Annotated in this window: 24 protein-coding genes and 1 tRNA gene; 9 read left to right on the top strand and 16 right to left on the bottom strand. The window is 65.3% G+C overall.

The window, feature by feature from the left end; genetic code table 11:
* Positions 1–168 precede the first annotated feature (168 nt).
* The 4 genes from EGM87_RS01670 to EGM87_RS01655 all read right to left on the bottom strand — a co-directional run bounded on the left by EGM87_RS01670 (position 169) and on the right by EGM87_RS01655 (position 4242).
* Positions 169–1551 carry a sensor histidine kinase gene (locus EGM87_RS01670; protein WP_137709227.1) on the bottom strand — a complete coding sequence of 461 codons (1383 nt, stop codon included), beginning with the start codon at positions 1549–1551 and terminating at the stop codon, positions 169–171.
* Positions 1551–2648 carry a DUF2336 domain-containing protein gene (locus EGM87_RS01665; protein ID WP_137709228.1) on the bottom strand — a complete coding sequence of 366 codons (1098 nt, stop codon included), beginning with the start codon at positions 2646–2648 and terminating at the stop codon, positions 1551–1553. The genes EGM87_RS01670 and EGM87_RS01665 overlap by 1 nt, the downstream gene beginning before the upstream one ends.
* 46 nt (positions 2649–2694) lie before the next feature.
* Complete coding sequence (locus EGM87_RS01660; protein ID WP_044661818.1) at positions 2695–3861, bottom strand: hypothetical protein; 1167 nt, start codon at positions 3859–3861, stop codon at positions 2695–2697.
* A gap of 78 nt (positions 3862–3939) precedes the next feature.
* The gene (locus EGM87_RS01655) at positions 3940–4242 is read right to left on the bottom strand and encodes a hypothetical protein (protein WP_025549274.1); all 303 of its coding nucleotides are present in this window, start codon (positions 4240–4242) and stop codon (positions 3940–3942) included.
* Positions 4243–4322: 80 nt separating this feature from the next.
* Between EGM87_RS01655 and EGM87_RS01650 the strand changes: the two genes are divergently transcribed.
* Positions 4323–6995, top strand: a complete 2673-nt coding sequence (locus EGM87_RS01650) for a coiled-coil domain-containing protein (protein WP_171009975.1) — start codon at positions 4323–4325, stop codon at positions 6993–6995.
* Between the two features lie 90 nt (positions 6996–7085).
* Here EGM87_RS01650 and EGM87_RS01645 read toward each other — a convergent pair whose 3' ends face one another.
* The 4 genes from EGM87_RS01645 to EGM87_RS01630 all read right to left on the bottom strand — a co-directional run bounded on the left by EGM87_RS01645 (position 7086) and on the right by EGM87_RS01630 (position 9221).
* The gene (locus EGM87_RS01645; RefSeq protein ID WP_137709229.1) at positions 7086–7358 is read right to left on the bottom strand and encodes a DUF4242 domain-containing protein; all 273 of its coding nucleotides are present in this window, start codon (positions 7356–7358) and stop codon (positions 7086–7088) included.
* A 224-nt stretch (positions 7359–7582) separates the two neighbouring features.
* Positions 7583–8308 carry an extensin-like domain-containing protein gene (locus EGM87_RS01640; protein WP_137709230.1) on the bottom strand — a complete coding sequence of 242 codons (726 nt, stop codon included), beginning with the start codon at positions 8306–8308 and terminating at the stop codon, positions 7583–7585.
* Positions 8309–8311: 3 nt separating this feature from the next.
* On the bottom strand, positions 8312–9082 hold the full coding sequence (locus tag EGM87_RS01635; RefSeq protein WP_410483103.1) for an NUDIX hydrolase: 771 nt from the start codon (positions 9080–9082) through the stop codon (positions 8312–8314).
* 63 nt (positions 9083–9145) lie between these two features.
* A tRNA-Ala gene (locus tag EGM87_RS01630) sits at positions 9146–9221 on the bottom strand.
* A gap of 230 nt (positions 9222–9451) precedes the next feature.
* On the opposite strand from EGM87_RS01630, the gene EGM87_RS01625 reads away from it, so the two are divergent.
* Entirely contained in the window at positions 9452–10399 is a 948-nt protein-coding gene (locus EGM87_RS01625; RefSeq protein WP_044661815.1) for a DUF2171 domain-containing protein, read from the top strand.
* Between the two features lie 37 nt (positions 10400–10436).
* Here EGM87_RS01625 and EGM87_RS01620 read toward each other — a convergent pair whose 3' ends face one another.
* The 5 genes from EGM87_RS01620 to EGM87_RS01600 all read right to left on the bottom strand — a co-directional run bounded on the left by EGM87_RS01620 (position 10437) and on the right by EGM87_RS01600 (position 15700).
* Entirely contained in the window at positions 10437–11273 is an 837-nt protein-coding gene (locus EGM87_RS01620) for an HpcH/HpaI aldolase/citrate lyase family protein (RefSeq protein WP_137709231.1), read from the bottom strand.
* The gene (locus EGM87_RS01615) at positions 11270–11722 is read right to left on the bottom strand and encodes a MaoC family dehydratase (RefSeq protein WP_137709232.1); all 453 of its coding nucleotides are present in this window, start codon (positions 11720–11722) and stop codon (positions 11270–11272) included. The genes EGM87_RS01620 and EGM87_RS01615 overlap by 4 nt, the downstream gene beginning before the upstream one ends.
* The gene (locus EGM87_RS01610; protein WP_137709233.1) at positions 11722–13620 is read right to left on the bottom strand and encodes an acetyl/propionyl/methylcrotonyl-CoA carboxylase subunit alpha; all 1899 of its coding nucleotides are present in this window, start codon (positions 13618–13620) and stop codon (positions 11722–11724) included. Before EGM87_RS01610 ends, EGM87_RS01615 begins: the two co-directional genes overlap by 1 nt.
* Positions 13617–14006, bottom strand: a complete 390-nt coding sequence (locus tag EGM87_RS01605) for an endonuclease domain-containing protein (protein ID WP_137709234.1) — start codon at positions 14004–14006, stop codon at positions 13617–13619. The genes EGM87_RS01610 and EGM87_RS01605 overlap by 4 nt, the downstream gene beginning before the upstream one ends.
* A 92-nt stretch (positions 14007–14098) precedes the next feature.
* Positions 14099–15700: a carboxyl transferase domain-containing protein gene (locus tag EGM87_RS01600; RefSeq protein ID WP_137709235.1), complete on the bottom strand. Its 1602-nt coding sequence runs from the start codon at positions 15698–15700 to the stop codon at positions 14099–14101.
* Between the two features lie 45 nt (positions 15701–15745).
* Between EGM87_RS01600 and EGM87_RS01595 the strand changes: the two genes are divergently transcribed.
* Entirely contained in the window at positions 15746–16084 is a 339-nt protein-coding gene (locus EGM87_RS01595; protein ID WP_137709236.1) for a DMT family protein, read from the top strand.
* Between the two features lie 55 nt (positions 16085–16139).
* On the opposite strand, the gene EGM87_RS01590 is transcribed toward EGM87_RS01595, so the two are convergent.
* Positions 16140–17285: an isovaleryl-CoA dehydrogenase gene (locus tag EGM87_RS01590; RefSeq protein ID WP_025549294.1), complete on the bottom strand. Its 1146-nt coding sequence runs from the start codon at positions 17283–17285 to the stop codon at positions 16140–16142.
* Positions 17286–17371: 86 nt separating this feature from the next.
* Here EGM87_RS01590 and EGM87_RS01585 point away from each other — a divergent pair, with 86 nt between their 5' ends.
* Positions 17372–18259, top strand: a complete 888-nt coding sequence (locus EGM87_RS01585) for a LysR family transcriptional regulator (RefSeq protein WP_137709237.1) — start codon at positions 17372–17374, stop codon at positions 18257–18259.
* Positions 18260–18281: 22 nt separating this feature from the next.
* Here the strand turns inward: EGM87_RS01585 and EGM87_RS01580 are convergent, their stop codons facing one another.
* Complete coding sequence (locus tag EGM87_RS01580; RefSeq protein ID WP_025547886.1) at positions 18282–19049, bottom strand: methyltransferase domain-containing protein; 768 nt, start codon at positions 19047–19049, stop codon at positions 18282–18284.
* Between the two features lie 59 nt (positions 19050–19108).
* On the opposite strand from EGM87_RS01580, the gene EGM87_RS01575 reads away from it, so the two are divergent.
* From EGM87_RS01575 to bfr, 3 genes are all read left to right on the top strand, one after another.
* A complete protein-coding gene (locus EGM87_RS01575; RefSeq protein WP_137709238.1) occupies positions 19109–20353 on the top strand; it encodes a DUF418 domain-containing protein in 1245 nt (414 codons plus the stop codon).
* A 53-nt stretch (positions 20354–20406) separates the two neighbouring features.
* Positions 20407–20577, top strand: a complete 171-nt coding sequence (locus tag EGM87_RS01570) for a (2Fe-2S)-binding protein (RefSeq protein WP_025547882.1) — start codon at positions 20407–20409, stop codon at positions 20575–20577.
* A gap of 150 nt (positions 20578–20727) precedes the next feature.
* Positions 20728–21207 carry a bacterioferritin gene (bfr, locus tag EGM87_RS01565; RefSeq protein ID WP_025547881.1) on the top strand — a complete coding sequence of 160 codons (480 nt, stop codon included), beginning with the start codon at positions 20728–20730 and terminating at the stop codon, positions 21205–21207.
* Between the two features lie 113 nt (positions 21208–21320).
* Here bfr and EGM87_RS01560 read toward each other — a convergent pair whose 3' ends face one another.
* Entirely contained in the window at positions 21321–21728 is a 408-nt protein-coding gene (locus EGM87_RS01560) for a (deoxy)nucleoside triphosphate pyrophosphohydrolase (RefSeq protein ID WP_137709239.1), read from the bottom strand.
* A 78-nt stretch (positions 21729–21806) separates the two neighbouring features.
* On the opposite strand from EGM87_RS01560, the gene EGM87_RS01555 reads away from it, so the two are divergent.
* The gene (locus EGM87_RS01555) at positions 21807–21992 is read left to right on the top strand and encodes a Flp family type IVb pilin (RefSeq protein WP_061938928.1); all 186 of its coding nucleotides are present in this window, start codon (positions 21807–21809) and stop codon (positions 21990–21992) included.
* Between the two features lie 138 nt (positions 21993–22130).
* Positions 22131–22295: a Flp family type IVb pilin gene (locus EGM87_RS01550; protein ID WP_025772654.1), complete on the top strand. Its 165-nt coding sequence runs from the start codon at positions 22131–22133 to the stop codon at positions 22293–22295.
* Positions 22296–22305: the final 10 nt, after the last annotated feature.

The following is a 22305-nucleotide window of genomic DNA, read 5'->3' as shown; positions in this document are numbered from 1 at the left end:
TGGGCGCCGCTTTTGTTTTGGCGGGGAGTTGGCCGTTTGCTGACAGGGAGCGCCCCATGATCCCGCACAGGCGGGAACCCGGTCCCGGCTTCAGGGGATCATTGCCCCGTCTGATCCGTGCTACTCCTTGGCGGGTGCACGGTTTGCCCAGACCGAATATCGATTCCGCTATACGCCCAAAGCCGGCAGCAGCAGCGTGAACCGCGCCCCGCCTTCGGGCGCGTCGTCGATACGGATGTCGCCGCCCATGGCGCGCGCCAGACGCCGCGAAATGTAGAGGCCAAGGCCGCTGCCGCCCGCGTCGCTGCGGCCCAGTCGCTCGAACTTGTCGAAGATGCGCTCCCTGCTGTCGGCGGCTATGCCATCGCCCTGGTCCAGCACCGCGATCCAGGCCTCGCCGTCCGACCGGCCTGTCTCTATCCGAACAGCAGACCCTTCGGGCGCATAGCGCACGGCGTTGCCGACAAGGTTCATCAGGATCTGCAAGGCGCGGCGAAATTCACCGATCGCCGGCTCCGCGACCGTCAGCGCAGGGGCGAGGATGCTGATCCCCCGATCCTGCGCCTTTACGAGGAACAGCCCGGCGGCCCGCCGCCCGACATCGGCCAGATCGATCTCTTCCGCGGTCACGCTGAAACCCGGCCGGTCGATCGCCTGCAGGTCCGCCAGATCGTCGATCAGCGCCATCAGATGACGCCCCGCCGCCGAAATGTCGCTGGCATAGCCCAGATAGTCCGGCCGCAACGGCCCCTCCAATTGCGCGCCGATCGAATCCGCATTGGCGATGATCCGTCCCAAAGGCCGTCGCAAAGATCGGTCCAGCCTCTTCCCGAACTCGGCGGGATAGAATGGCAGCGGTTCCGGCGTGGCGAGCGGCGCCGTCACCGCGCGGTCGACGGGCAAAGCCTTGCCGCGATAACCCACCAACTGACCCGCGAGATCGAACATCGGAAAGCCCGACAGCATGAAGCGCTGCGCCGGATCGCTCGTCAATCCCGCCACCTGATCGCGAAAGGCGCGCCGCTGCGCGAAGCCGCGCAGGATCGCCAGGTCGCCTTCGGCATCCGGGCGCAATTCGAAATAGCTCGTGAAGCGGCTGCCCGGCAAAGGCGGGGCGGATGGCAATGCGCCCTCGCCGCCCAACCCCTCATGCACCATCTGGAAGCGCAACTGGGTGTCGATCTGCCACGTCCAGCCGTCGGACAGGGCAGCGATGTCGGTCTCTCGCCGCGCCAGATCCAGCGGCGCCGCGACCGCCTGCCGCTCATGCCAGTCGATGATGGAAAGCTGCACCCGTTCGGCCTCGGGCTTGGCACGCACCCACATGTCGATGTCACCACGCTCCGCCGCGGCCACGACCGGGCGGGACAGGGCAATGCCCAGATGCGCCGCCAGCCGCGCCATCGCCGCCAATTGCGGGACCGCCAGCGCGCTGCCGAGATCGCCGCCCGCCTCCTGCTGAAGGGCCAGCACGGGTGCATCCGCACTCAGCAGCCGGCCATCCGCAGCAACCGTCGCCCGGATGATGGCGGGATGCGCGGGCATGTTCATCAACCGGCGATCCGCCGCAGATGATCCAGCTTGGCCCGCAGCGCCGCAGGCGCGCGCAGGGTGCCCACCGTCGCGTCGGCCTGCGTTACGCTCAATTCCTGATAGCGCATGGCTTCCCCGACGATGGTCGCATCGGACAAGGAAGGCCGCACCGGCCGCAATGCCAGCAACAATTGCCGGTAGTCGCTGTCCAATCCCCCGAGCGCCCGGCACAGAGCGGCAACCTGCCCCACCGGACCCATGACCAGGATGTCCGCGACCTGCGCGCTCTCCATCCGCAACCGGCGCCCGGCGAGCGCGGCGAACAGCAGGAAATGCCTGTGCTGCAACGCGGCGGCCATCAGTTCGGGCGCATCGGCGCGCTCGCCCAATTGACGGACCAGCCTGTCCGCCGCCGCGATGGGCCCTTGCGCCTCGTCATGCCGGATCAGTTGGCGTTGCGCCGCGGCTTCGACCAGCGGCACCACCGCTTCCGCTTCGATCAGGCCGCTCCGCTGGACGATCGCGGCCAGGCAGGCGGCCGCCGTCCACAGCAGTTCCGCAAAGAAGCCGGCCGGCAGATCGGGCTGCATCGGCTGATCCTCCGCCGCGGTCATCAGCCAGCGCCCTTCCGCCAGCATCAGCGCGGCAAGCGCTTCGCCCAAGGCGGGATCGTCGGCGGGAAAGAGCGACTCCGCCTCCGATTCGCTGCCCGAACCGCCATCGGGCCCGCCGAACTGGCGCAGCATGAGGCTGATCCCGCCCCGCATCTGCATATGGGCGAGCAGCGCCGGCCCCAACAGGGTCGGCTGTGCGCGCAGCGTCGGCCAGCAAACGGGTTGCGGCCATTGCGCCAACGCCGCCGCGATTTCCGGCCTATCCTCCAGCGCCAGACGCAATCCGATCTCCATTGCGGTCAGGCATCCGCCAAGATGCCGCCGGGTCTCCGCCACCAGAGCGTCGTGCCGCTCCCGCCCGTCGTCAGGAAAGAAAAACGCCAGATCAATGGCATGGCCGACAGGCACGGCGGACATGCCCGCCATGACTTGCGCCATCGGCCAGCAGTCCGCCCGGGTCGGTCCGATCAGGGACGAAAAGGCGCTCATGCCGGCCAGCATAATGGCACGTCGTTAAAATGCACTAAACCGTAACGAGCAAAATCGCTCAATTCCGGCGGAGCAGGATCATCGTTCCAAGCGACCCGATGGCGCACAGCGTCGTCAGGTCGAACATCGGCCCCAGCGCCCCGGCCAGCGACGCCAGCAGCAGGGGAATGAGCGCGCTGGCGGGCGTAAAGATCATCCACGGCCGCAACGGCCCGGTTTTCTGCCAGCGATCCGCCATCTGGATGATCGCCAGCATCAGCGCCAGATAGGCCGCCGTCGTTCCTCCGCCCGCGAGCGCGATCCCGCCAAGCGCGAAGGCCGGCGCGATAAAGGCCATCCAGCCCATGGGCAACGGCCGCAGCGCCATCTCGTCCAGCCGATCCGCGGTTTCCGCCAGCAACAGCGACAGCAGCAGCAGGCAGAAGCCCGTCCCTGTCCACAGCAGTTCGATCGGCACCAGCGCAATCGCACCCAGCGCCATGGCGGCGATCCGCACCTGCAGCGCCGGAACCTGCATGCGCATGAGCGCCGGGCTGATCAACCGGGCGGCCGGGCCCAGCAGATATTGTTCGGCCGCGCCCCTGACGCGCCGAAGCCGCGGCCCGCCGGAAAGCACCGCCTGAGCGGCCAGGTCCGCCTGCTCCTGCGTCTCCACCAGCGCGACGCGCCCTTCCATCAGGTCGTCCTGCGGCACGGTGATCCGGCGTGCGCCGGCCTGAACAGCGCCCCGCACGAGGGTCAACGCCAGATCCCAGTCCCCGATCATGTCGAGCGTGTTGAACAGCAGGTCCGGACTGACCCGGACCAGGCCGGCCCAGCGCTGTCCGGCATCGATCCGTTCGAACGGCGCGCTGGCCCGGCTGTCGTCCGCCACCAGCAGCGCATCGCCCTGCTGAGCGGCCATCGCCTCGAAATAACCCTGTCCGATGATCGCCCCGTCCGCGACGAGCAGCGTGTCCGCGTCGCGGGGCGCATCGCGCACCATCGAAACCATGTCGCGGACCAGCGCGACGGCGATGCCGTCCGCCGACAGCCGGTCGACGGCCTGCGACAAAGCGGGCGTGATGACGCTGACCAGGATCATCACCCGGTCGGCGCCCGCGCGCACCGCCTGCCGCGCCTGATATTCGACCAGCGTCTGCCCGGCGAAATGCAGGCTGGCGCGCAGCGACCCGGCCGAATCGCCGCCGGCCCGGCTCGCGCTGAGAATAGCCGCAAAAGTCATGCGTGTTGAAACCGACCCGATCGTTGTTCAGCCCACCTTGTTACAAGGCGGAGGCAATCACGCAAGCAGCCTCACGCCTCAACGCTGCGCAAGATCGTCAAGCGCGGCACGCAAGCGCCGCAATATGCGTGGATCGCCCGGCGCCGCGTCGGCCGCTTCATCGGCCATCGCCATCAGGCCGGTGAGGCCGAAACTGGCCGCCAGCCCCTTCAGCCGCCAGGCGGCAAGCTGCCAGTTCGCATCGCATCGCGACCGCCCCAGCAGATCGACCTGCCGCTCCGCGCTTTCCATGAAGGCGACGCGCAGATCCTCGATCAACGGTCTGTCGTCACCGACAGCGGCGGCAAGAGCGGCATTCAGGGCGCCTGGATCATAGGACATGGGGTCAACGCTATCTGGCTTGCGTTAAGTTTTGGTAACAGGGCATTTTCGTGCGCGCAAAAGCTGCTAGGATAGGACGCATGAATGGGGGCAGCACAATCGTCGAATTCTGGCGGGACAAGGACGCAGCGACCGATGATACGGCGCAGGCAGACGACGCCTTGCTTTTGAAACAGGCCGTTCTTGGCTTGGAGGATGAGGGCGTGCCTGCGGAAAGCGGCGAGCATGGGATGCGCGCCGCGACATGGGCATTCCCCGCCGCCGGCCTTGGCTGGATCGGCTTTGCCGGTTGGGCGACGCTGTCCTCCGGACAATGGCGCGCCGGGCCCGCGGCGTGGCCGGGGCTGGTCGCGACCATCCTGGTCCCGCTCATCCTGCTCGGCGTCTGTTATCTGCTGCTGCTGCGGAACAGCCGCAGCGAAGCCCGCCGCTATCTCGACACCGCCCGCGCGCTCAGGACCGAGGCGGAACTGCTGGAGCTGCGCGTCGCCCGAATCGCCGGCCAGTTGGAAACCGCACGCCAGAGCATGCAGGATCAGGCGGAACTGCTTGACAGCTATGGCGCCGCCGCCAGCAGCAATATGGAGGCGTCGGCCGAACTGATCGCAAGCCGCGCCAACAGCACCGCCGAACGCGCCGAGTCCGCCGAGCGCGCCGGGCTGGCGCTCGTCCAGCGGATGGAAGCGCTGGTCGCCTCCATCCCGGAGCTGGAGGATCGCGCGACGCGCATGTCCGCGCAGATCATCGACAACGGCCACGCCCTGTCGGAACGCATCGACATGTTGGAGGCTCGGCTGCATGCATTGGGCGAGTTGTCGGACGATGCCCGCAGCCGCACGCTTTCAGCAACCAAGAGCCTTTCGAGCCAGCTTATCGAGCTTCAGGAAGCCACGCGCTCGGCCACGCAGGAAGTGACCGGCATGGCCGATGTCGCTTCGGGCCGGATCGAGGCGACGACCCTGAGCGCGCGCAAGGCGATGGAAGAGAGCTGGCTCGACATCGAGCAGAAGTCGATCGTGCTGACCGGCCTTACCGATCGCACCAAGTCGGAAATAGCAGAGACCACCCAGTCGGTCATCGCCCTGCTGACGCAGGAATTGAACCGCGTCGAGATCGACGTGCTGCACCGTCTGGAAACCACCCATGGGCGCGCGCAGGAAACCATGGCGGCGGTCGACGCCAATCTGACCGCGCAGGCCGCGTCGCTGAAGGCGCTGATCGAGGGTGCGCAGGCTGGCATTGCCGCCACCAGCCAATCCGCCCTCTCCACCCTGGCGCGCGACGCCGAAACCGTGGAGGCCGAACTGCGCCGGCGGGTGGAAGCGGCGATTGCGCAGACCCATGAAGGCATCAGGCTGACCGACGACGGCATCGCCCGCCATGGCGCGGCGCTGGAGGCGCTCATCGCCCGGTCGCGCGACAGCATCGCCGCCATCGGGGATGAGACCGTCACCAGTATAGCGGATCATGTGGGCGAGATCGAAAACCGCCTGCACCAGATCAACGATCTGGTCGAAGGCCAGCGCACGCTTGTATCGGGCCTGCAAAGCAGCCTGGACGATGCGGTCGATTCCGCGCAGTCGCGCTTTGCGGCGATGGAACAGTCAGCCCTCGCCCGCAATGAGCGGTTGACCGAAGCGCTGTCGCGCCTGACCGCCGAAACGCAGCGCATCGATGCCGCCCTGGGGGCTGGCGGCCTGACCGCCGAAAAGCTGATCGGCAGTGCGGAAACGCTGATGGTCGCGCTTGATTCCAGCGTGCGCGAACTCGACGAAACCTTTCCTGCCGCGCTCCAGCGCTTCAACGGCCGGATCGAGACCAGCCGCACCCTGCTCGACAGCGCCGCGCCGGAGATCGAACGGCTGGAGGCCATTTCGGAGGCGTTGCTCGGGCGCACGCAGGAGGCCGAGGAATTGCTGCGCGGCCAGGGACGCCGCCTGACCGAATGGCTGGAAAGCACGCAAAGCGGCGTCGATGCCAATCGCGAACTGGTGGAGAAGCTGCGCAGCGCGCTCGACAACGCGCATCAGGACGCGACGCGCATCACCGAAGGCGCGGGACCGCTGCTCGTCACCGCCCTGCTCCGCGTCAAGGATACCGCCGATCAGGCGGCCGAGCGCGCCCGCCAGGCGCTCAGCCGCGCCATTCCCGAAGCGGCGGAGGCGCTTGCCGACGCCAGCGAGCAGGCGATGCAGCGCGCCATCGACGAAAAGGTCACGGCCCAGATCGAAATGGTCGCCAGGGTGGCGGAGGAAGCGGTGAAGGCCGCGCATCAGGCATCCGACCGCCTGACCCGCCAGCTCCTGACCATCGCGGACACCAGCGCCAGCGTGGAAGCGCGGATAGAGGAAGCTGAGCGCGCCGCCGAGGACCGCGACCGCGACCATTTCGCCCGACGGTCGGCGCTGATCATCGAATCGCTCAACAGCACGGCGATCGACGTGTCGAAGATACTCTCCAACGATGTCACGGACTCGGCCTGGTCAGCCTATCTGAAGGGGGATCGCGGCGTCTTCACCCGCCGCGCGGTCAAGCTGCTGGACGCGGGCGAATCCCGCGAAATCGCCCTGCATTACGACAATGATCCTGAATTTCAGGAGCATGTGAACCGCTACATCCACGATTTCGAATCGATGCTGCGGATCATCCTGTCGGCCCGCGACGGCAATGCGCTGGGCGTTGCGATCCTTTCATCGGACATGGGCAAGCTCTATGTCGCGCTGGCGCAGGCGATCGAAAGACTGCGGCAATAGGCCTTCGAAGCCTGGCGATAATTCTGCCATCGCCCGCTGCCGTCAAAGAGCATGCGCGCCTCGCAGCGCACCCCGTCGCCCCGGACAAATTCAGTCCGCTGTCGTCGGATCGATCGTCGCGCGTATCTGGGCGATGCTGTTGGCCGGGAATCCCGCCATGTCCGCATGCTGGCGGATCAATTCCTCGCTGGGCGCACGATAGACGCAATAGATCTTGTCATCGGTGACATAGCTGTGAACCCATTGAATATCCGGGCCCAGCTGGCGCAGCACATTGCAGGAGCCCTGCGACGCGCCCTTGAGCTGCTCGCCCGATAATTGGCCGACGCCGGGCATGTCCCGTTCGATCACGAATTGCGGCATGATGTCCTCCCCTGTCTGACAGGCGCATGGATCATAGACCCTTCATGCTCCCTGTTCGAGGGCGATATTGGGCTAGAGCCAATCGACATTCAGCCCTGACGGCCTGCAAATGACACTTTTCCGTGCTTCCGGTGCTCACCTACTTTGAGTAGGCTGCGCTCCGGGGCACGGAAAAACACCATTTTCGGCTCGTCATCATCTGAATGTCGATTGGCTCTAGGCCCTCATCGGCAGGCCCGCCCGCCCCAGGCGCCGCGTTCCGCCTGATCGAGATGCAGATGATCGCGATGTGCGGCATTATAGTCGGGCGAAAGGACGGTCGAAAACAACCCGCAGGCGCCGTCACGAACCTCATGCAGAAAATCCGCGTCCTTTCCCCCTCCCTTCCAGTCCGCCGCAACCCCGATCCGGTGTCCGTCCGTCAGGATGAAACCGGCCACATCAATGGCGTCGGCCGTGGCATGCTCGCTGAAATCCCCTGCGCTGCGTCCATAGAGACGGCGGCAGCTATAAGCGCCGAAATGCGTGACCTTCCGAACCGCGCGGCCGAAATGGCGCTGGGCGGCGGGCTGGACCACCTGCCATTCCCAGAGCTTGAGCGCCGCCGCAACCGGACAGGATGGCGCGACCGCCGCCGGTTCCCATGCGATGGCGTCCTTGACCGGAGTCAGCCGCACGGCGTCGGCATAGGCGCACTGGCCCTCGCCCCCCGGCTTCATGCGGGAATAGGCAACGCCCGCCCGATCCAGCAGGGCGCGGCACTCGGCAGGACGGCCGGTCAGCGAGGCAAGCTTGCGGCCGGTGAAGAGGCCGACCGGCTGGGAAAGATCAAGCCGAGTCCAGGGGATATTCTGGGGCCGGCGGCTGACATAGGCATAGCCGATCAGGCAAAGGCTCAGAACCGCCGCGACATGGACAAGGCGGCGCAGGAAGAGGTGGATTCGGCGCATGCCTCAAGCACGCCGGACCGTCCCCATTGGTTCCGACGTCACCGGATAACCGAGATGATCGGGAATGCAGAGATGCGGTTCCCCATTTCTCTCCTCGAACCAGGGCGTCACCTTCTCGACCGGGATCGACAGGGCATGCGCCGCCAGATCATCGAAGCGGCCGAATTGGGCGAGCCGCTCCAGATTGCGCCGCGTCGGAAAGATGATCTGCCCCTCGCCCCGGTCGCATCGGGCCAGCGTTTCCGCTGCGCTGCTCCAGAACAGTTGCACATTTTCGGTGGCATCGACGCTCGCGGCCTGTCCTTCCGGCGCCTCAGCGATGTAGAAGCGGGTATCGAACACCCGTTGCGCCTGCTCCAGGCGCGCGGGGTGCCAGCGGGCAAAGGGCAGCAGCCGATCGAGCGCGATTTCCAGCCCATGATCGCTGAGGATGTCGCCAAGCCCGGCTCCTGCCCCCAGCGCCTGCCGCATGGCCGCGATCCGATCGGCCGCCAGCGGGGATGTGAAGGCAATGGCGAGACCGCTTTCCTCCAGCGTCTCCCGGATGGCGGCGATCCGCGCCGCCGCCTCGTCCAGAGGCAGGCCACCAGCGATCTTCGCTGCAAGAGCATGATCGCCCGCATCCACCGCGCCACCGGGAAAGACCAGCGCGCCCGCGGCGAAGGCCATGCTGGACGCCCGTTCCATCATCAGGATTTCCGCGGCGGCATCCGGGCGGTCGCGCAGGATGACCACCGTCGCAGCGGCGCGGCCTTCGGAAAGCATATCTGTCATGAAACCGCCATAGGCATTGAAATCGCCGGCGGTAAAGTCCCTTCCAGTCAATCCCGAAGGGATTGGTGGAGCCGAGGGGGATCGAACCCCTGACCTCGTCATTGCGAACGACGCGCTCTCCCAGCTGAGCTACGGCCCCGTAAAGGAGCGCTGCCTATAAGCGAGCGATTGCGCCCATGCAACGGTCTTTTTGCGCAAAATGCGACGGCCGCGAACAGGCCCGGAACCGCGCAGCGCAGCCGCTCTGTCGGGGCCAAGGCGGAACATTACTCCTGCGTAACGCCCGGAACGATGCGGCCGCATGCTCATTGGTGCGGTGACGACGCTTCCGAAAGGACGTCGTGCAAAAAGCAGACAAGGAGACGGACAATGGGTTACCAAGGCGGACGTCGCTATGGTGACGGCGATCGTAACTGGACGGACTGGGACCGCGATTCCGACCGTTACCGTGCGCGGCGCGACTGGCGGGACGACCGCAGCTATCGATATGGCACGCGCGGCCAGTTCGGCGGATCGGGATCGGGATATGGCGGATCGGGCAACCGGCGCCCGCCCGAAGATTATGATCCGGAAGAACGGGGCTTCTTCGACCGCGCGGGCGACGAAATCCGGAGCTGGTTCGGTGACGAAGAGGCGGAGCGTCGCCGCGAATATGACGATTATTACAACCGGCCCTATGGCGATCCGCGGGACCAGAGCAGCCGGATCGGCTATGCCTCTGCCTCCAATTCGGCGCGTTACCTGCCCAATCGCGGCTATGCGCCCTTTGCCGGCGAACGCAGCGGCTTCGGCAGCGAGGATCATGGCTATCGGGTGCGCGCCTATGGCCCCAACCATGATTATGGCGAGCATCACGACGCCAATTACTATGCCTGGCGTCAGCAACGGATCGACGAGCTGGACCGCGACTATGCCGAATATCAGCGGGAGAATCGCGAACGCTTCAACAATGAGTTCGGCAGCTGGCGGAACCGCCGCGGCGAGCAGCGCCAGGCGGTCCAGCAGGTCCGCGAGCATATGGAAGTCGTCGGCAGCGACGGCGAGCATGTCGGCACGGTCGACAAGCTGCGCGGCGACCGCATCATCCTGACCAAGAGCGATCAGGAATCCGGCGGCGTGCATCATTCGATCCCGTCATCCTGGATCAGGTCGGTGGACGCGCAGAAGGTGACGCTGGAAAAGACGGCGGAACAGGCGCAGACCGCATGGCGCACCGAACGGGAGCAGCAGGCCCTGTTCGGATCGCAGGACGACGATGCGAGCGACAGGTTCAGCGGCGCAAGCGGTTCGACCTTCGAAAAGGGCCGTTACCGGTAAAAAATGGGAGGGTCCGGCCGCCGGCCGGGCCCCTTCTTCATTCGGCGGCGGCCAGTACCCGCTGCGCCTGGACCAGATGCGGACGGTCGATCATCTTGCCGTCCAGTTTCAGCACCCCTGCACCCGGATTGGCGGCGAAGGCGTCGATCACCGCCCTCGCCCGGGCGATTTCGGTCTCGCTGGGGGTAAAGCCATCATTGATGGCGGCGACCTGTACCGGATGGATCGCCATCATGCCGGTGAAGCCATCGCGACGCGCCCTTCCTATATAGGCCTTGAGATCGTCCATCGCCTCGATCCGGGGGAAGACCGTGTCGATGGCTGGCACGCCTGCTGCATGGGCGGCGAACAGCGTCAGGCTGCGCGCCAGTTCGAAGGGCGCGGTGTAGCGGCCGTCCTCCTCGCGGGAGGTCGAGGCGCCCACCGAGGCGGGCAGATCCTCCGCCCCCCAGGTCAGGCCAGCGAGCTTTTCGCGGACCTGCCGGAACGTGCCCAGTTCGAAGATGGCAGCGGGCGTTTCGGTCGCGATGGGCAGGATCGGCGGCACATTCGCGCCGTCCGCCAGGGCGATCAGCGCCTGGATGCCGGCCGCGCCTTCCGCCTTGGGCAGCATGATCCCGTCCGGCGAGGCAGGCAGCACCGTGGCCAGGTCGGCGCGGGTGTGGTCGCCGTCCAGCGGGTTCACCCGGACGAAGGCCACGCAGTCGCGGGGCGAGGCCAGCCATTCCGCAATCGCCTCCCGCCCAAGGGCCTTGCGTTCCGGGGCGACCGAATCCTCCAGATCCAGGATGATGGCGTCGGCGCCGCTGGCCGCCGCCTTGGCGAAGCGTTCGGGGCGGTCGGCGGGTACGAAAAGCAGCGAACGGAGCTTCATGCGGGCCTCTTCTTCAGCAGCGCCATGCGCAGGCATTGGCAGACGATTTCGTCCCGCTGGTTATAGAGCCGATGGGTGAATGTCACGATCCCCGCTTCGGGGCGGGAACGGCTTTCCTTGAGGTCCGTCACTTCGCTGTCCGCCCGCATCGTGTCGCCGATGAAGACGGGCTTGGGCATGACGAGCTTGTCATAGCCCAGATTGGCGACCAGCGTGCCCAGCGTCGTGTCGCCCACCGACAGGCCCACCATCAGCGCGAAGGTGAAAGTGCCGTTGACGAGGATCTGGCCGAACTCCGAGGCTTTCGCGGCTTCGGCGTCCAGATGCAGCGGCTGGGGATTGTGGGTCATGGTCGAGAAGAGGAGATTGTCGGTTTCCGTCACCGTCCGGCGGATGTCATGGGTTATCCGGTCGCCAATCCGCCATTCGTCATAATAGCGGCCCGCCATCAGCCCTCCTCCCGCTCAACCAGCACCAGCAGCGCGCCTTCGCTGACCTGGCCGCCTTCGGACGCGTCCAGTTCCACCACTACGCCGTCGAAGGGCGCTGTCAGGCTATGCTCCATCTTCATCGCCTCCAGCGTGACCAGCTTCTGGCCCTTGGCGACCTTGTCGCCCTGCGCCACGCCGACGGCGATGATGCGGCCCGGCATGGGGGAGAGGATCGCGCCGTCGGATGCGGCGCCGCCGCCTGCCTTGACGGGCGGGGTCTGACTGAAGAACCAGCTTTGCCCGGCTTCGGTGACGATGATCGTGCCGTCGCGCTCCATGTCGGAGCAGAGACCGGTGCGCAGATCGTCCGACTGCGCTTCCACTACGACATGGCGGCTGTCCACGAACAGGTCGACCTTGGTCTTCGACTGTCCGTTGAGGCGGAAACCGAACAAACCGTCGCGAAAGGACCGATCGTCCCGATCGCTCCGGGCGAGCCAGTCCCTGCGGAATCGCTCGCCCGCCGCCGCAAGGACTCGGTCCGAGGGGCCATCGATCCTTGTCAGCGCCTCTCCCTGCCGCTCGATCAGGCCGGTGTCGAGGCGACCCTCGGCAAAATCGGCCATGGAAAGGCAAGCGTGCAAAAACGGCTTGTTGGTGTGCAGCGACCCGACAAAACTGCTGTCGAGCCAGCGGATCAGGCCGCCCCGCGCTTCCTCCCGATCCTCGCCATGGCAGATGACCTTGGCGATCATCGGGTCGTAGAAGGAACTGACGGTATCGCCTTCCTCCACGCCCGTTTCCACGCGGGCGCGGTTGTCGAACAGCAGCCGGTCGATCTTGCCGGGGCTGGGCAGGAAGCCTTTGGCAGGGTCTTCGGCATAGAGCCGCGCCTCGATGGCATGGCCGTTGATCGACAGCTCCTCCTGCTTTTTCGGCAGCTTTTCGCCGCTCGCCACGCGGAGTTGCCATTCGACCAGATCGACGCCGGTAATCTCCTCCGTCACCGGATGCTCGACCTGAAGGCGCGTGTTCATCTCCATGAACCAGATGCGGTCGGCGCGCAGGCCTTCGCTGGCGTCGGCGATGAACTCGATCGTGCCCGCGCCGACATAATCCACCGCCTGCGCCGCCCGGACCGCAGCGCCGCAAATGGCTTCGCGGGTGGCGGCGTCCATGCCGGGTGCGGGGGCTTCCTCGATCACCTTCTGGTGGCGGCGCTGGAGCGAGCAGTCGCGTTCGAACAGGTGCACGACCTGACCGTGGCTGTCCCCGAACACCTGCACTTCGATATGGCGGGGCGAGAGGATATATTTTTCGATCAGCACCTGGTCGTTGCCGAAGGAGGACGCCGCTTCCCGCTGGCAGGAAAGCAGCGCGTCGGCAAAATCCGCCGCCGCTTCGACGCGCCGCATGCCCTTGCCGCCGCCACCCGCGACCGCCTTGATGAGCACGGGATAGCCGATGGCATCGGCTTCGGATTGCAGGCGCTCTGCGCTCTGGTCCTCGCCCAGATAGCCGGGGGTGACGGGCACGCCCGCGTCGGCCATCAGCGTCTTGGCGGCGTCCTTCAGGCCCATCGCGGTGATGCTGGAGGGATTGGGACCGACCCAGATGAGGCCCGCGTCGATGACGGCCTGCGCGAAGGCGGCGTTTTCCGAGAGGAAGCCGTAGCCGGGGTGGATCGCTTCGGCGCCGGTCGCCTGGGCGGCGGCAATGATGCGATCACCGATCAGATAGGATTCGCGCGCCGGGGATGGACCTATATGCACGGCTTCATCGGCTTCGCGGACGTGGAGAGCCTTGGCGTCAGCGTCGGAATAAACCGCAACGGTGCGGATGCCGAGACGCCGAGCGGTGCGGATGATGCGGCAGGCGATTTCGCCGCGATTGGCTATGAGCAGGGATTGGATCATGAGAGACTCCCAAATACCTCCCCAATATGGGGAGGGGGACCAGCCGCAGGCTGGTGGAGGGGCTGGCGCGCAACACAGGCGGCTGTGATCGCCTTAACGACATTGTCCAGATTCTGGAGGACATCGCGGGCGGGAATGCGCAGGACGTGAAAGCCCAGCCGTTCCAATGCAGCATCCCGGTCCTGATCGCGGGCGGGCCGATGGCCGCGTGAATGGACTTCGCCGTCGACTTCGATAGCCAGTCGTGCCGACAGACAGGCAAAGTCGAGACTGTAGCGGTCTATCGGATGCTGGCGGCGGAATTTGAAACCGCCGGGGCGTGCCTTCAGGGCGCGCCACAGGACGACTTCCGGCAGATTGCCGCTGCGGCGTTCCTTGCGTGCCATGCGGATGGCTTCAGTCGTTGCCGAGAACACCCCTCCACCAGCCTTTGGCTGGTCCCCCTCCCCGTTCCGGGGAGGTATTTCGTTCCGCCCCCTCACATGCGGAACACCCCGAAGCGGGGCGCCTCCTCGACCGGGGCGTTGAGCGTGGCCGCGAAGGCCAGGCCCAGCACGTCACGGGTCTGGGCGGGGTCGATCACGCCGTCGTCCCACAAACGCGCTGTCGCGTGATAGGGGTTGCCCTCATCCTCATATTTCTGGCGGATCGGGGCCTTGAAGGCTTCCGCCTCGTCAGGCGTCCATTTCGCGGCGTCGCGGTGGACGGTCGCCAGCACGCTCGCCGCCTGCTCGCCGCCCATCACGGAGATGCGGCTGTTGGGCCAGGTGAAGAGGAAGCGGGGCCCATAAGCCCGCCCGCACATGCCGTAATTGCCCGCGCCGAAGCTGCCGCCGATCAGCACGGTGATCTTGGGCACGCTGGCGGTCGCCACCGCCGTCACCAGCTTCGCGCCATGTTTGGCGATCCCCTCCGCCTCATATTTGCCGCCGACCATGAAGCCGGAGATATTCTGGAGGAACAGCAGCGGAATGCGCCGCTGACAGGCCAATTCGATGAAATGCGCGCCCTTCTGCGCGCTCTCGCTGAACAACACGCCGTTGTTCGCGAGGATCGCGACCGGCATGCCCCAGATATGGGCGAAACCGCAGACGAGCGTGGTGCCGTAGAGCGATTTGAACTCGTGAAATTCGCTGCCGTCGACGATGCGGGCGATCACTTCGCGCACGTCATAGGGGGCGCGGACATCTTGCGGGATGATGCCGTACAATTCCGCCGGGTCGTATTTCGGCGCTTTCGGCTCGCGCAGGTTGAGGTCGATCTCCGGCGCCGGTTGCAACGTCGAGACGATGTCCCGCACGATGGTCAGCGCATGTTCGTCATTCTCCGCCACATGATCGACCACGCCGGAGCGGCGGCCATGCACTTCCGCGCCGCCGAGGTCTTCGGCGGAAATGACCTCGCCCGTCGCGGCCTGCACCAGCGGCGGGCCGGCGAGGAAGATCGTGCCCTGGTTGCGCACGATCACCGTCTCGTCCGACATGGCGGGCACATAGGCGCCGCCCGCGGTGCAGCTTCCCATGACGCAGGCGATCTGCGGGATGCCCCGCGCCGACATCTGCGCCTGATTGTAGAAGATGCGCCCGAAATGCTCGCGGTCGGGAAAGACCTCCGCCTGATTGGGCAGGTTCGCGCCGCCGCTGTCGACCAGATAGACGCAGGGGAGCCGGTTCTCCATCGCGATCTCCTGCGCGCGGAGATGCTTCTTCACGGTCAGCGGATAATAGGTGCCGCCCTTCACCGTGGCGTCGTTGCAGGCGATCATCACCTGCCGTCCCGACACCCGGCCGATCCCCGCGATCATGCCCGCGCCGGGCACTTCGCCATGATACATGTCATTGGCGGTGAGCTGGCCGATCTCCAGAAACGGACTGCCCGGATCGAGCAACCGCTCCACCCGGTCGCGGGGCAGCAGCTTGCCGCGCGCCACATGCTTGGCCCGCGCCGCCTCGCTGCCGCCGAGCGCGGCCTGCGCGACTTTCGCGTGCAGTTCGTCGCGCAGCGCCCGGTTATGCGCGGCGTTGGCGCGGAAGGCATCGCTCTCCGCCGAGAGCTTCGTATCGAGAACAGGCGCACTCATGCTCTTGCGCTCCCCTGCCCTGCGGTTGCATATCCGGGGTCATCCATGCCTACCATCCTGCTCCTCACCTTATCCAACCTGTTCATGACCACCGCCTGGTATTGGCACCTGAAAGGCGGGATGAATAAGCCCCTCTTCGCCGTCATCCTGATCAGTTGGGGCATTGCCTTCATCGAATATTGCTTCGCCGTGCCCGCCAACCGCATCGGCTTTGCCCATGGGTGGAGCGCGGGCCAGCTCAAGATCGCGCAGGAGGCCATTGCGCTGCTGATCTTCGGCGGATTCATGGTGACGGTGCTGGGCGAGCCGCTGCACTGGCGCCATCTGGCCGCTTTCCTCTGCATCATGGCGGCGGTGGGCTTCCTGTTCGTGGGGCGGTCATGAGAGAGTTGCCCGCTCTTGCGGAGGCAGGAGCCCAGTTCGGACGGCAGGGGCACATTCACACGCCGATCAGTTCGCGACCGATCAGCATGCGGCGGATTTCGTTCGTCCCAGCCCCGATGTCGAGCAGCTTGGCGTCGCGCATGTAGCGCTCGACCGGCCAGTCCTTCGTATAGCCGGCCCCACCCAGCGCCTGCACGGCTTCGAGCGAGACCTTCATCGCATTCTCGCTGGCCAGCAGGATCGCGCCCGCCGCGTCGAAGCGGGTTGTCCTGCCCCGGTCGCAGGCCTGCGCCACGGCATAGACATAGGCCCGCGCCGAATTGAGCGCGACATACATGTCCGCGACCTTGGCCTGCATGAGCTGGAACGCGCCGATGGGCTGGCCGAACTGCTTGCGCTCCCGCACATAGGGCAGCACCACGTCGAGACAGGCCTGCATGATGCCGAGCTGGATGCCCGACAGCACCGCCCGCTCATAGTCGAGGCCCGACATCAGCACGCCGACGCCGCCGTTGAGCGGGCCCATGATGTTTTCCTCCGGCACTTCGCAATCGTCGAAGACCAGTTCGGCGGTGGGCGATCCGCGCATGCCCACCTTGTCGATCTTCTGCCCGATGGAGAAGCCCTTGAAATCCTTCTCGATCAGGAACGCGGTGATGCCGCGCGACCCTTCGCCGGTCTTGGCATAGACGACAAGCGTGTCGGCATAAGTGGCGTTGGTGATCCAGAATTTGGTGCCGTTGAGGACATAGCGGTCGCCGCGTTTCTCCGCGCGCAGCTTCATCGAGACGACGTCCGACCCCGCCCCCGCCTCCGACATGGCGAGCGATCCGACATGCTCGCCGGAGATCAGCTTGGGCAGATAGCGCGCCTTCTGCTCCGGCGTGGCCCAGCGGCGGATCTGGTTGACGCAGAGATTGGAATGCGCGCCATAGCTGAGGCCTATGGAGGCGGAAGCCCGCGCCACCTCCTCCTGCGCAACCACATGCTCCAGATAGCCGAGGCCAAGGCCGCCATCGGCTTCCTCCACGGTGACGCCGTGCAGGCCCAGCGCGCCCATTTCCGGCCACAGGTCGCGCGGGAACCAATCCCTGGCGTCGATTTCCGCGGCCAGAGGCGCGATGCGGTCGGCGGCGAAACGGGCGGTCGTCTCGCGGATCATCTCCGCATTTTCACCCAGCGCGAAGTCGAAATCAGTCATGGCAAGCTCTCCTTGCCGCGCATCCTATCGTTCAACAACCGCCAGGAAAAATTGAAACGGCGCAGGATAGTGTATAGTTTCTGTCTATGATCGAACGCTATTTGCTCCGCTATTTCCTCGCTGTCGTGGACCATGGCAATTTCTCCCGCGCGGCCGCGCACTGCCTGGTGTCGCAGCCGACTTTGTCCGTGGGCATCTCCAAGCTGGAACAGGCGGTGGGCGCTCCGCTTTTCCTGCGCAGCAACCAGCGGGTCGAACTGACCGAAGCCGGAGCCCGCCTGCTGACCCATGCCCGGCGGATCGAGCGCGAATTCAACCTGGCGGAACTGGCGGGGGCAAAGGCGGAGCAGGCCCCGGTGCTGCGCATCGGCGTGCTGCTGAGCATAGCAGGCGAGCTGGTCGCCCGCGCCGTTGCAGACCACGCCATGGCCAAGGAAGGCAGGATCGAGATCATCCCCGGCAGCGAGCGGGAATTGCTGGGGCGCCTGGACGCGGAGCGGATCGACGTGGCGCTCACCCTGATCAGGCCGGGCGCGGACCGCTTCCTGACGCAATCGGTTATAGAGGAAGGCTATGGCATCGCCATGGCCGCCGGCCATCCGCTGGCCGGGAGAGCCGTGGTGGCTGCCGAAGAACTCGCCTCCGAAACGATGATCGTGCGCCGCCATTGCGAGGCGCTCTCCGCCACCAGCCGCTATTTCGTCGATCGCGGCGTCCGCCCGCATTTCGCCTTGCGCTCGACCAATGACGAGCGCGTGATGCAGATGGTCGCGGCGGGGCTGGGCATAACGGTCATGCCCGAAAGCTACCGCTGGCCGGGCATGGCGCGGGTCGCGCTCAAGGATTTCGGTGAGCGGAGGAATGTCGGACTTCTCTATGGCGCGCGAGCGGCGGGGCTGCGGGAAGCGCCGATGCTCAGGGCGCTGGAAGCGTCCTTGAGGGCGGAAGGCCCCCGTATCTGGAGCAGCCGATGATCCTATCCGCTTGGAAAACGCTCTAACCGGCGCGCGTCACCCGGCCGAACAATATCTGATAGACGTCATCGCCGCCGTCCTCCTCGAAGGCCGCCATGACTCGGCGCAGGTCGCGGGGAGGAAGCGGCTTTCTCCCCTCGCTTGGCACCACGGCGCCGATGCCCTTGAGATGGGCGATCAAACCCTTTGCGCCGCCGCATGGCAGGGCATATTCCTCATCGAAGGCGAAGGCGTCCTCATAGGGCGCCAGCATGGACCGCAATGCGGGTAGCGAAGGATAATCGGGAATGCCCGGCCTCAATCCGGCGGCCTGATGCGCCGAACGCCATCGGGCGAAGCTGCCCTGCCCCATGGTCGAGAAAAGCAGGCTGCCCCCCGGGCGCAGCAATCCCGCCAACCGTGCGATCGCGCTTTCCAGATCGTCGAACCATTGAAAGGCCAGGCTGGAAAGAATGAGGTCGAACCATTCGCCCTCGAAGATCGGCGCTTCCCCATCCATCGCCAGGAAAGTGCCCGCAACCAGTCCGCCCGTGGCGGCGCGGGCCAGCATGTCCGGCGACAGATCCGTCACCACCAGTTCGGCGCCCGGCCAGCGCGCCTGGATGTCGCGCGTCAGAAAGCCCGTGCCGCAGCCGATCTCCAATATCCGGCCGACCCCGCCGGGCCTCTGCCGCTGCGCAAGATCGGCCACCAGCGCGGCGGCCAGCCGCTGCGGCCCGGCATGATCGTCATAATGCCCCGCAGCCGCGCCGAAAGCGTCGCTTATTCGTTGCTTGCGGTGGCCGTTCATGGCTAGTCGCATTGGCAGAGCCGCACTCTCTTTTCCAGTCTTTCAAGGACCGCCGACCGATGACCGCCCTTTCCACCCGGATTCCCGCCATGGACGTTCTGCGCGGCTGCGCGGTCATGGGAATCCTCTGGATGAACATCGCGGCCTTCGCGCTGCCCGAACAGGCCTATTTCAACCCCGCGGCGGCGGGGCCGCTGTCGACAGGAGACATCGCCTTCTGGACCGTCAGCTTCCTGTTGGTGGACGGCAAGATGCGGGCGCTGTTCTCCATGCTGTTCGGCGCGTCGATGCTGCTGCTGATCGACCGGGAGGAAATGGCCGGACGCGACGGACGACGGGCGCAGATGATCCGGGCCGGCTGGCTGTTCGTCTTCGGCCTCGCCCATTACCTGCTGCTGTGGTGGGGCGACATATTGATGATCTATGCGCTGGTCGGGCTAGCGGCGCTGCCATTCGCGCGCAGGGAGCCGCTGGCGCTCGTCAAATGGGCCTTTTTCTTCTTCCTGGCGCATTTCCTGATCTGCGCAGGCTTCATCGGCACGCTCTATGCCTGGGGCCATGCCGCCGCCGCACCCGATGCTCCCGGCCATGTCAGTGCGGGTTTCGCCGATTTCGTCGCTTCGCTTTCCGATCCGGACCACGCGGCCATCAGCAGCGAATATAGGGTCTATCGCGGCGGCTATGGCGGCATCCTCCTCCATCATGTCGCCCTGTTCGGCGGACAGTGGCTCACGACCCTGCCATTCGTCGCATTCGATACGCTGGGGTTCATGCTGCTGGGCATGGCGATGTTGAAGGGCGGTTTCCTCACCGGCCGATGGGAGGCGGAGCAATATTGGCGGACGGCGCGGCACTGCTTCCTGATCGGGCTGATTCCGATGGCGGCGCTGGCGGCGTGGATCGTTTCCAGCCGGTTCGCTCCGCTCACGGCATTGGGATCGGTATTGGCCTGGTCCTTCCCCTTCCGCATCCCGCTTGCCGTCGGGTGGGCGGCCCTGGTCCTGTGGCTGTTCACGCGCCACCCTGCCGCATCGTTGACCGGGCGCATCGCGGCCGTCGGCCGACTGGCGCTCAGCAACTATCTGGGCAGCAGCCTCATCATGTGCGGGATCTTCTATGGCTGGGGACTGGGACTGTTCGGCCAGGTTCCGCACCACAGGCTGCCGCTGTTCGTGATCGCGGCATGGGCGACGATGCTGATCTGGTCGCCCCTCTGGCAACGCCGATTCGCCCTTGGCCCGGCGGAGTGGCTGTGGCGCAGCCTTGCCCGCGGCCAAACGCAAAAGATTCGCAACAGCGCCTGAATTCCTATTGCGACCTATTATCATCTGCGCTATCTCCCCCTCAGGAGATTTGCATGGTTGTCTGTGTCTGCAATGCCATCCGTGAAAAGGACCTGAAAGAGGTCGCCCGTGAAGGTTGCGCAACCCCTTGCAGCGCCTATGCGCGCCTTGGCCGGCGGCCCAAATGCGGCCAGTGCGTGCCCTTCGCCCGCACGATCATCGCGGCGGAGCGCGCCTCTATTTGAAGCCATTGCGAAGCAAGCGCATCGGATTGACGCGAACCTGACGCAATAGCGTAGCAGAAAATGGCGGATTTCTGCGGCTTTGCGGATTAACAAACGCAAGCCGAACGCTTATGATCCCGGCACTTTCCCCTACAGCCGGAGAAGAACGCCATGAAGGGCGACGCCAAGGTTATCGAATATCTGAACGAGGTGCTCAAGAACGAGCTGACCGCGATCAACCAATATTTCCTCCACTATCGCATGCTGAATCATTGGGGCATCGAGAAGCTGGCCAAGTTCGAATATGAAGAATCCATCGATGAGATGAAGCATGCGGACAAGCTGGCGGAGCGCATTCTGTTCCTTGACGGCCTGCCCAACTTCCAGTTGCTCGGCCGGCTGAAGATCGGGGAAACGGTGGAAGAAATCCTGAAAGCCGACCTCGAGTTGGAATATGAAGCCCTGCCGGTGCTGAAGGACGCCATCGCCTATTGCGAATCGATCCGTGACTATGTGAGCCGGGATTTGTTCCAGCATATCCTCGAAAGCGAGGAAGAGCATGTCGACACGCTGGAAACCCAGTTCGAGATGATCGAGCGCATGGGCATCCAGAACTATATCCAGCTGCAGAGCAAGGCTGCGGAAGAATAAGGGATCACGGGCGGGCGGGCCTATCCGGCATGCCTGCCCCGCCACTGACGCTTCGGATCAGCGCTGGGACATTGTGCTCATGCGAAGACGGGAGCAGGCGTCATTCAGCCCATTTAAATCAGCGAATCGAGCAAACCGATCAGCGGCAGGTCGGCCGACGGCATCTCCAGCGCATACATTTGCGCCGGCCTGACCCATTGCAGCGCGGTCGCATGACGCGCTTCCGCTATTCCTTGCCACTTGCGGCAGACATAAAGCAGCAGCAGCAGATGGCGGTCGCCCAGCGGCTCGCTCGCGAAGGTCGCGGGCGCCAGGCAGCTCGCATGGGTGCGAATGCCCAATTCCTCCTCCAGTTCCCGGATCAGCGCGGTTTCAGGCGCTTCCCCCGGCTCGACCTTGCCACCGGGAAACTCCCAGAGATACGCCATCGGCTTGCCTGGCGGCCGCTGCTGCAACAGCACGCGGCCATCCGCGTCGACCAGGGCGGCGGCGACCACCAGCAGAGGAGAAATTATCGTCATAATGGTTCCGCTTGAGGGGTTTGTTAACTCTGCCCCTTTTACAAGGGCATCCGGGGCTGTGTGTAAATGGGGTGCGGCATGCGGGCATTATTCAAAAATTTCAGCTTCTGGAAGCTGATCTACTGCCAGCGCGGAGCGACGGCGGTGGAATATGGGTTGATCCTCGCCCTCATCTGCCTGGCCATCATCGGCGCCCTGTCGAACGTCGCGAACAAGACCATCGGCATGTGGAACAATGTCGCGACGGAAGTCCTGGCGCATTAACCATTTATGTCTGACACCTGTTTCGCTCCATTAAATCTTTATCAACCCGCACTCTCTACACCGTCCGAAGCTGACCTTCATTCCAAGCGGGGGGCGGCCGGGTAGTTAAACGTGAAATTTGACGCAAGGAGACTTCCAATGCAGTTCATCCGCAAGATGATGAAGAATGAAAAGGGTGCGACCGCCATTGAATATGGCCTGATCGCCGCGCTCATCGCCGTCGCCGCCATCGGCGCCATGACCAGCCTGGGCGGCAAGCTCACCAACACCTTCAACAAGGTGTCGAACAGCCTGACCAACTAAGCTTAGGCTT

Source organism: Sphingobium sp. RSMS, assembly GCF_005406185.4.
Lineage (GTDB): Bacteria > Pseudomonadota > Alphaproteobacteria > Sphingomonadales > Sphingomonadaceae > Sphingobium > Sphingobium fuliginis.
The sequence above is the reverse complement of the archived record's forward strand: the minus strand, read 5'-3'. Positions and strand labels throughout refer to the sequence as shown.

Excerpts from the sequence above, each read along its gene's own strand:
- EGM87_RS01645 (WP_137709229.1), bottom strand. The coding sequence starts at position 7,358 with ATGCCGCAATTCGTGATCGAACGGGACATGCCCGGCGTCGGCCAATTA.
- EGM87_RS01670 (WP_137709227.1), bottom strand. The coding sequence starts at position 1,551 with ATGAACATGCCCGCGCATCCCGCCATCATCCGGGCGACGGTTGCTGCG.
- EGM87_RS01570 (WP_025547882.1), top strand. The coding sequence starts at position 20,407 with ATGGTTGTCTGTGTCTGCAATGCCATCCGTGAAAAGGACCTGAAAGAG.
- EGM87_RS01600 (WP_137709235.1), bottom strand. The coding sequence starts at position 15,700 with ATGAGTGCGCCTGTTCTCGATACGAAGCTCTCGGCGGAGAGCGATGCC.
- EGM87_RS01605 (WP_137709234.1), bottom strand. The coding sequence starts at position 14,006 with ATGGCACGCAAGGAACGCCGCAGCGGCAATCTGCCGGAAGTCGTCCTG.
- EGM87_RS01590 (WP_025549294.1), bottom strand. The coding sequence starts at position 17,285 with ATGACTGATTTCGACTTCGCGCTGGGTGAAAATGCGGAGATGATCCGC.
- EGM87_RS01555 (WP_061938928.1), top strand. The coding sequence starts at position 21,807 with ATGCGGGCATTATTCAAAAATTTCAGCTTCTGGAAGCTGATCTACTGC.
- EGM87_RS01665 (WP_137709228.1), bottom strand. The coding sequence starts at position 2,648 with ATGCTGGCCGGCATGAGCGCCTTTTCGTCCCTGATCGGACCGACCCGG.
- EGM87_RS01625 (WP_044661815.1), top strand. The coding sequence starts at position 9,452 with ATGGGTTACCAAGGCGGACGTCGCTATGGTGACGGCGATCGTAACTGG.
- EGM87_RS01655 (WP_025549274.1), bottom strand. The coding sequence starts at position 4,242 with ATGTCCTATGATCCAGGCGCCCTGAATGCCGCTCTTGCCGCCGCTGTC.
- EGM87_RS01595 (WP_137709236.1), top strand. The coding sequence starts at position 15,746 with ATGCCTACCATCCTGCTCCTCACCTTATCCAACCTGTTCATGACCACC.
- EGM87_RS01620 (WP_137709231.1), bottom strand. The coding sequence starts at position 11,273 with ATGAAGCTCCGTTCGCTGCTTTTCGTACCCGCCGACCGCCCCGAACGC.
- EGM87_RS01580 (WP_025547886.1), bottom strand. The coding sequence starts at position 19,049 with ATGAACGGCCACCGCAAGCAACGAATAAGCGACGCTTTCGGCGCGGCT.
- EGM87_RS01560 (WP_137709239.1), bottom strand. The coding sequence starts at position 21,728 with ATGACGATAATTTCTCCTCTGCTGGTGGTCGCCGCCGCCCTGGTCGAC.
- EGM87_RS01640 (WP_137709230.1), bottom strand. The coding sequence starts at position 8,308 with ATGCGCCGAATCCACCTCTTCCTGCGCCGCCTTGTCCATGTCGCGGCG.
- EGM87_RS01575 (WP_137709238.1), top strand. The coding sequence starts at position 19,109 with ATGACCGCCCTTTCCACCCGGATTCCCGCCATGGACGTTCTGCGCGGC.
- EGM87_RS01615 (WP_137709232.1), bottom strand. The coding sequence starts at position 11,722 with ATGGCGGGCCGCTATTATGACGAATGGCGGATTGGCGACCGGATAACC.
- EGM87_RS01660 (WP_044661818.1), bottom strand. The coding sequence starts at position 3,861 with ATGACTTTTGCGGCTATTCTCAGCGCGAGCCGGGCCGGCGGCGATTCG.
- EGM87_RS01550 (WP_025772654.1), top strand. The coding sequence starts at position 22,131 with ATGCAGTTCATCCGCAAGATGATGAAGAATGAAAAGGGTGCGACCGCC.
- EGM87_RS01585 (WP_137709237.1), top strand. The coding sequence starts at position 17,372 with ATGATCGAACGCTATTTGCTCCGCTATTTCCTCGCTGTCGTGGACCAT.
- EGM87_RS01610 (WP_137709233.1), bottom strand. The coding sequence starts at position 13,620 with ATGATCCAATCCCTGCTCATAGCCAATCGCGGCGAAATCGCCTGCCGC.
- EGM87_RS01635 (WP_410483103.1), bottom strand. The coding sequence starts at position 9,082 with ATGACAGATATGCTTTCCGAAGGCCGCGCCGCTGCGACGGTGGTCATC.
- EGM87_RS01650 (WP_171009975.1), top strand. The coding sequence starts at position 4,323 with ATGAATGGGGGCAGCACAATCGTCGAATTCTGGCGGGACAAGGACGCA.
- bfr (WP_025547881.1), top strand. The coding sequence starts at position 20,728 with ATGAAGGGCGACGCCAAGGTTATCGAATATCTGAACGAGGTGCTCAAG.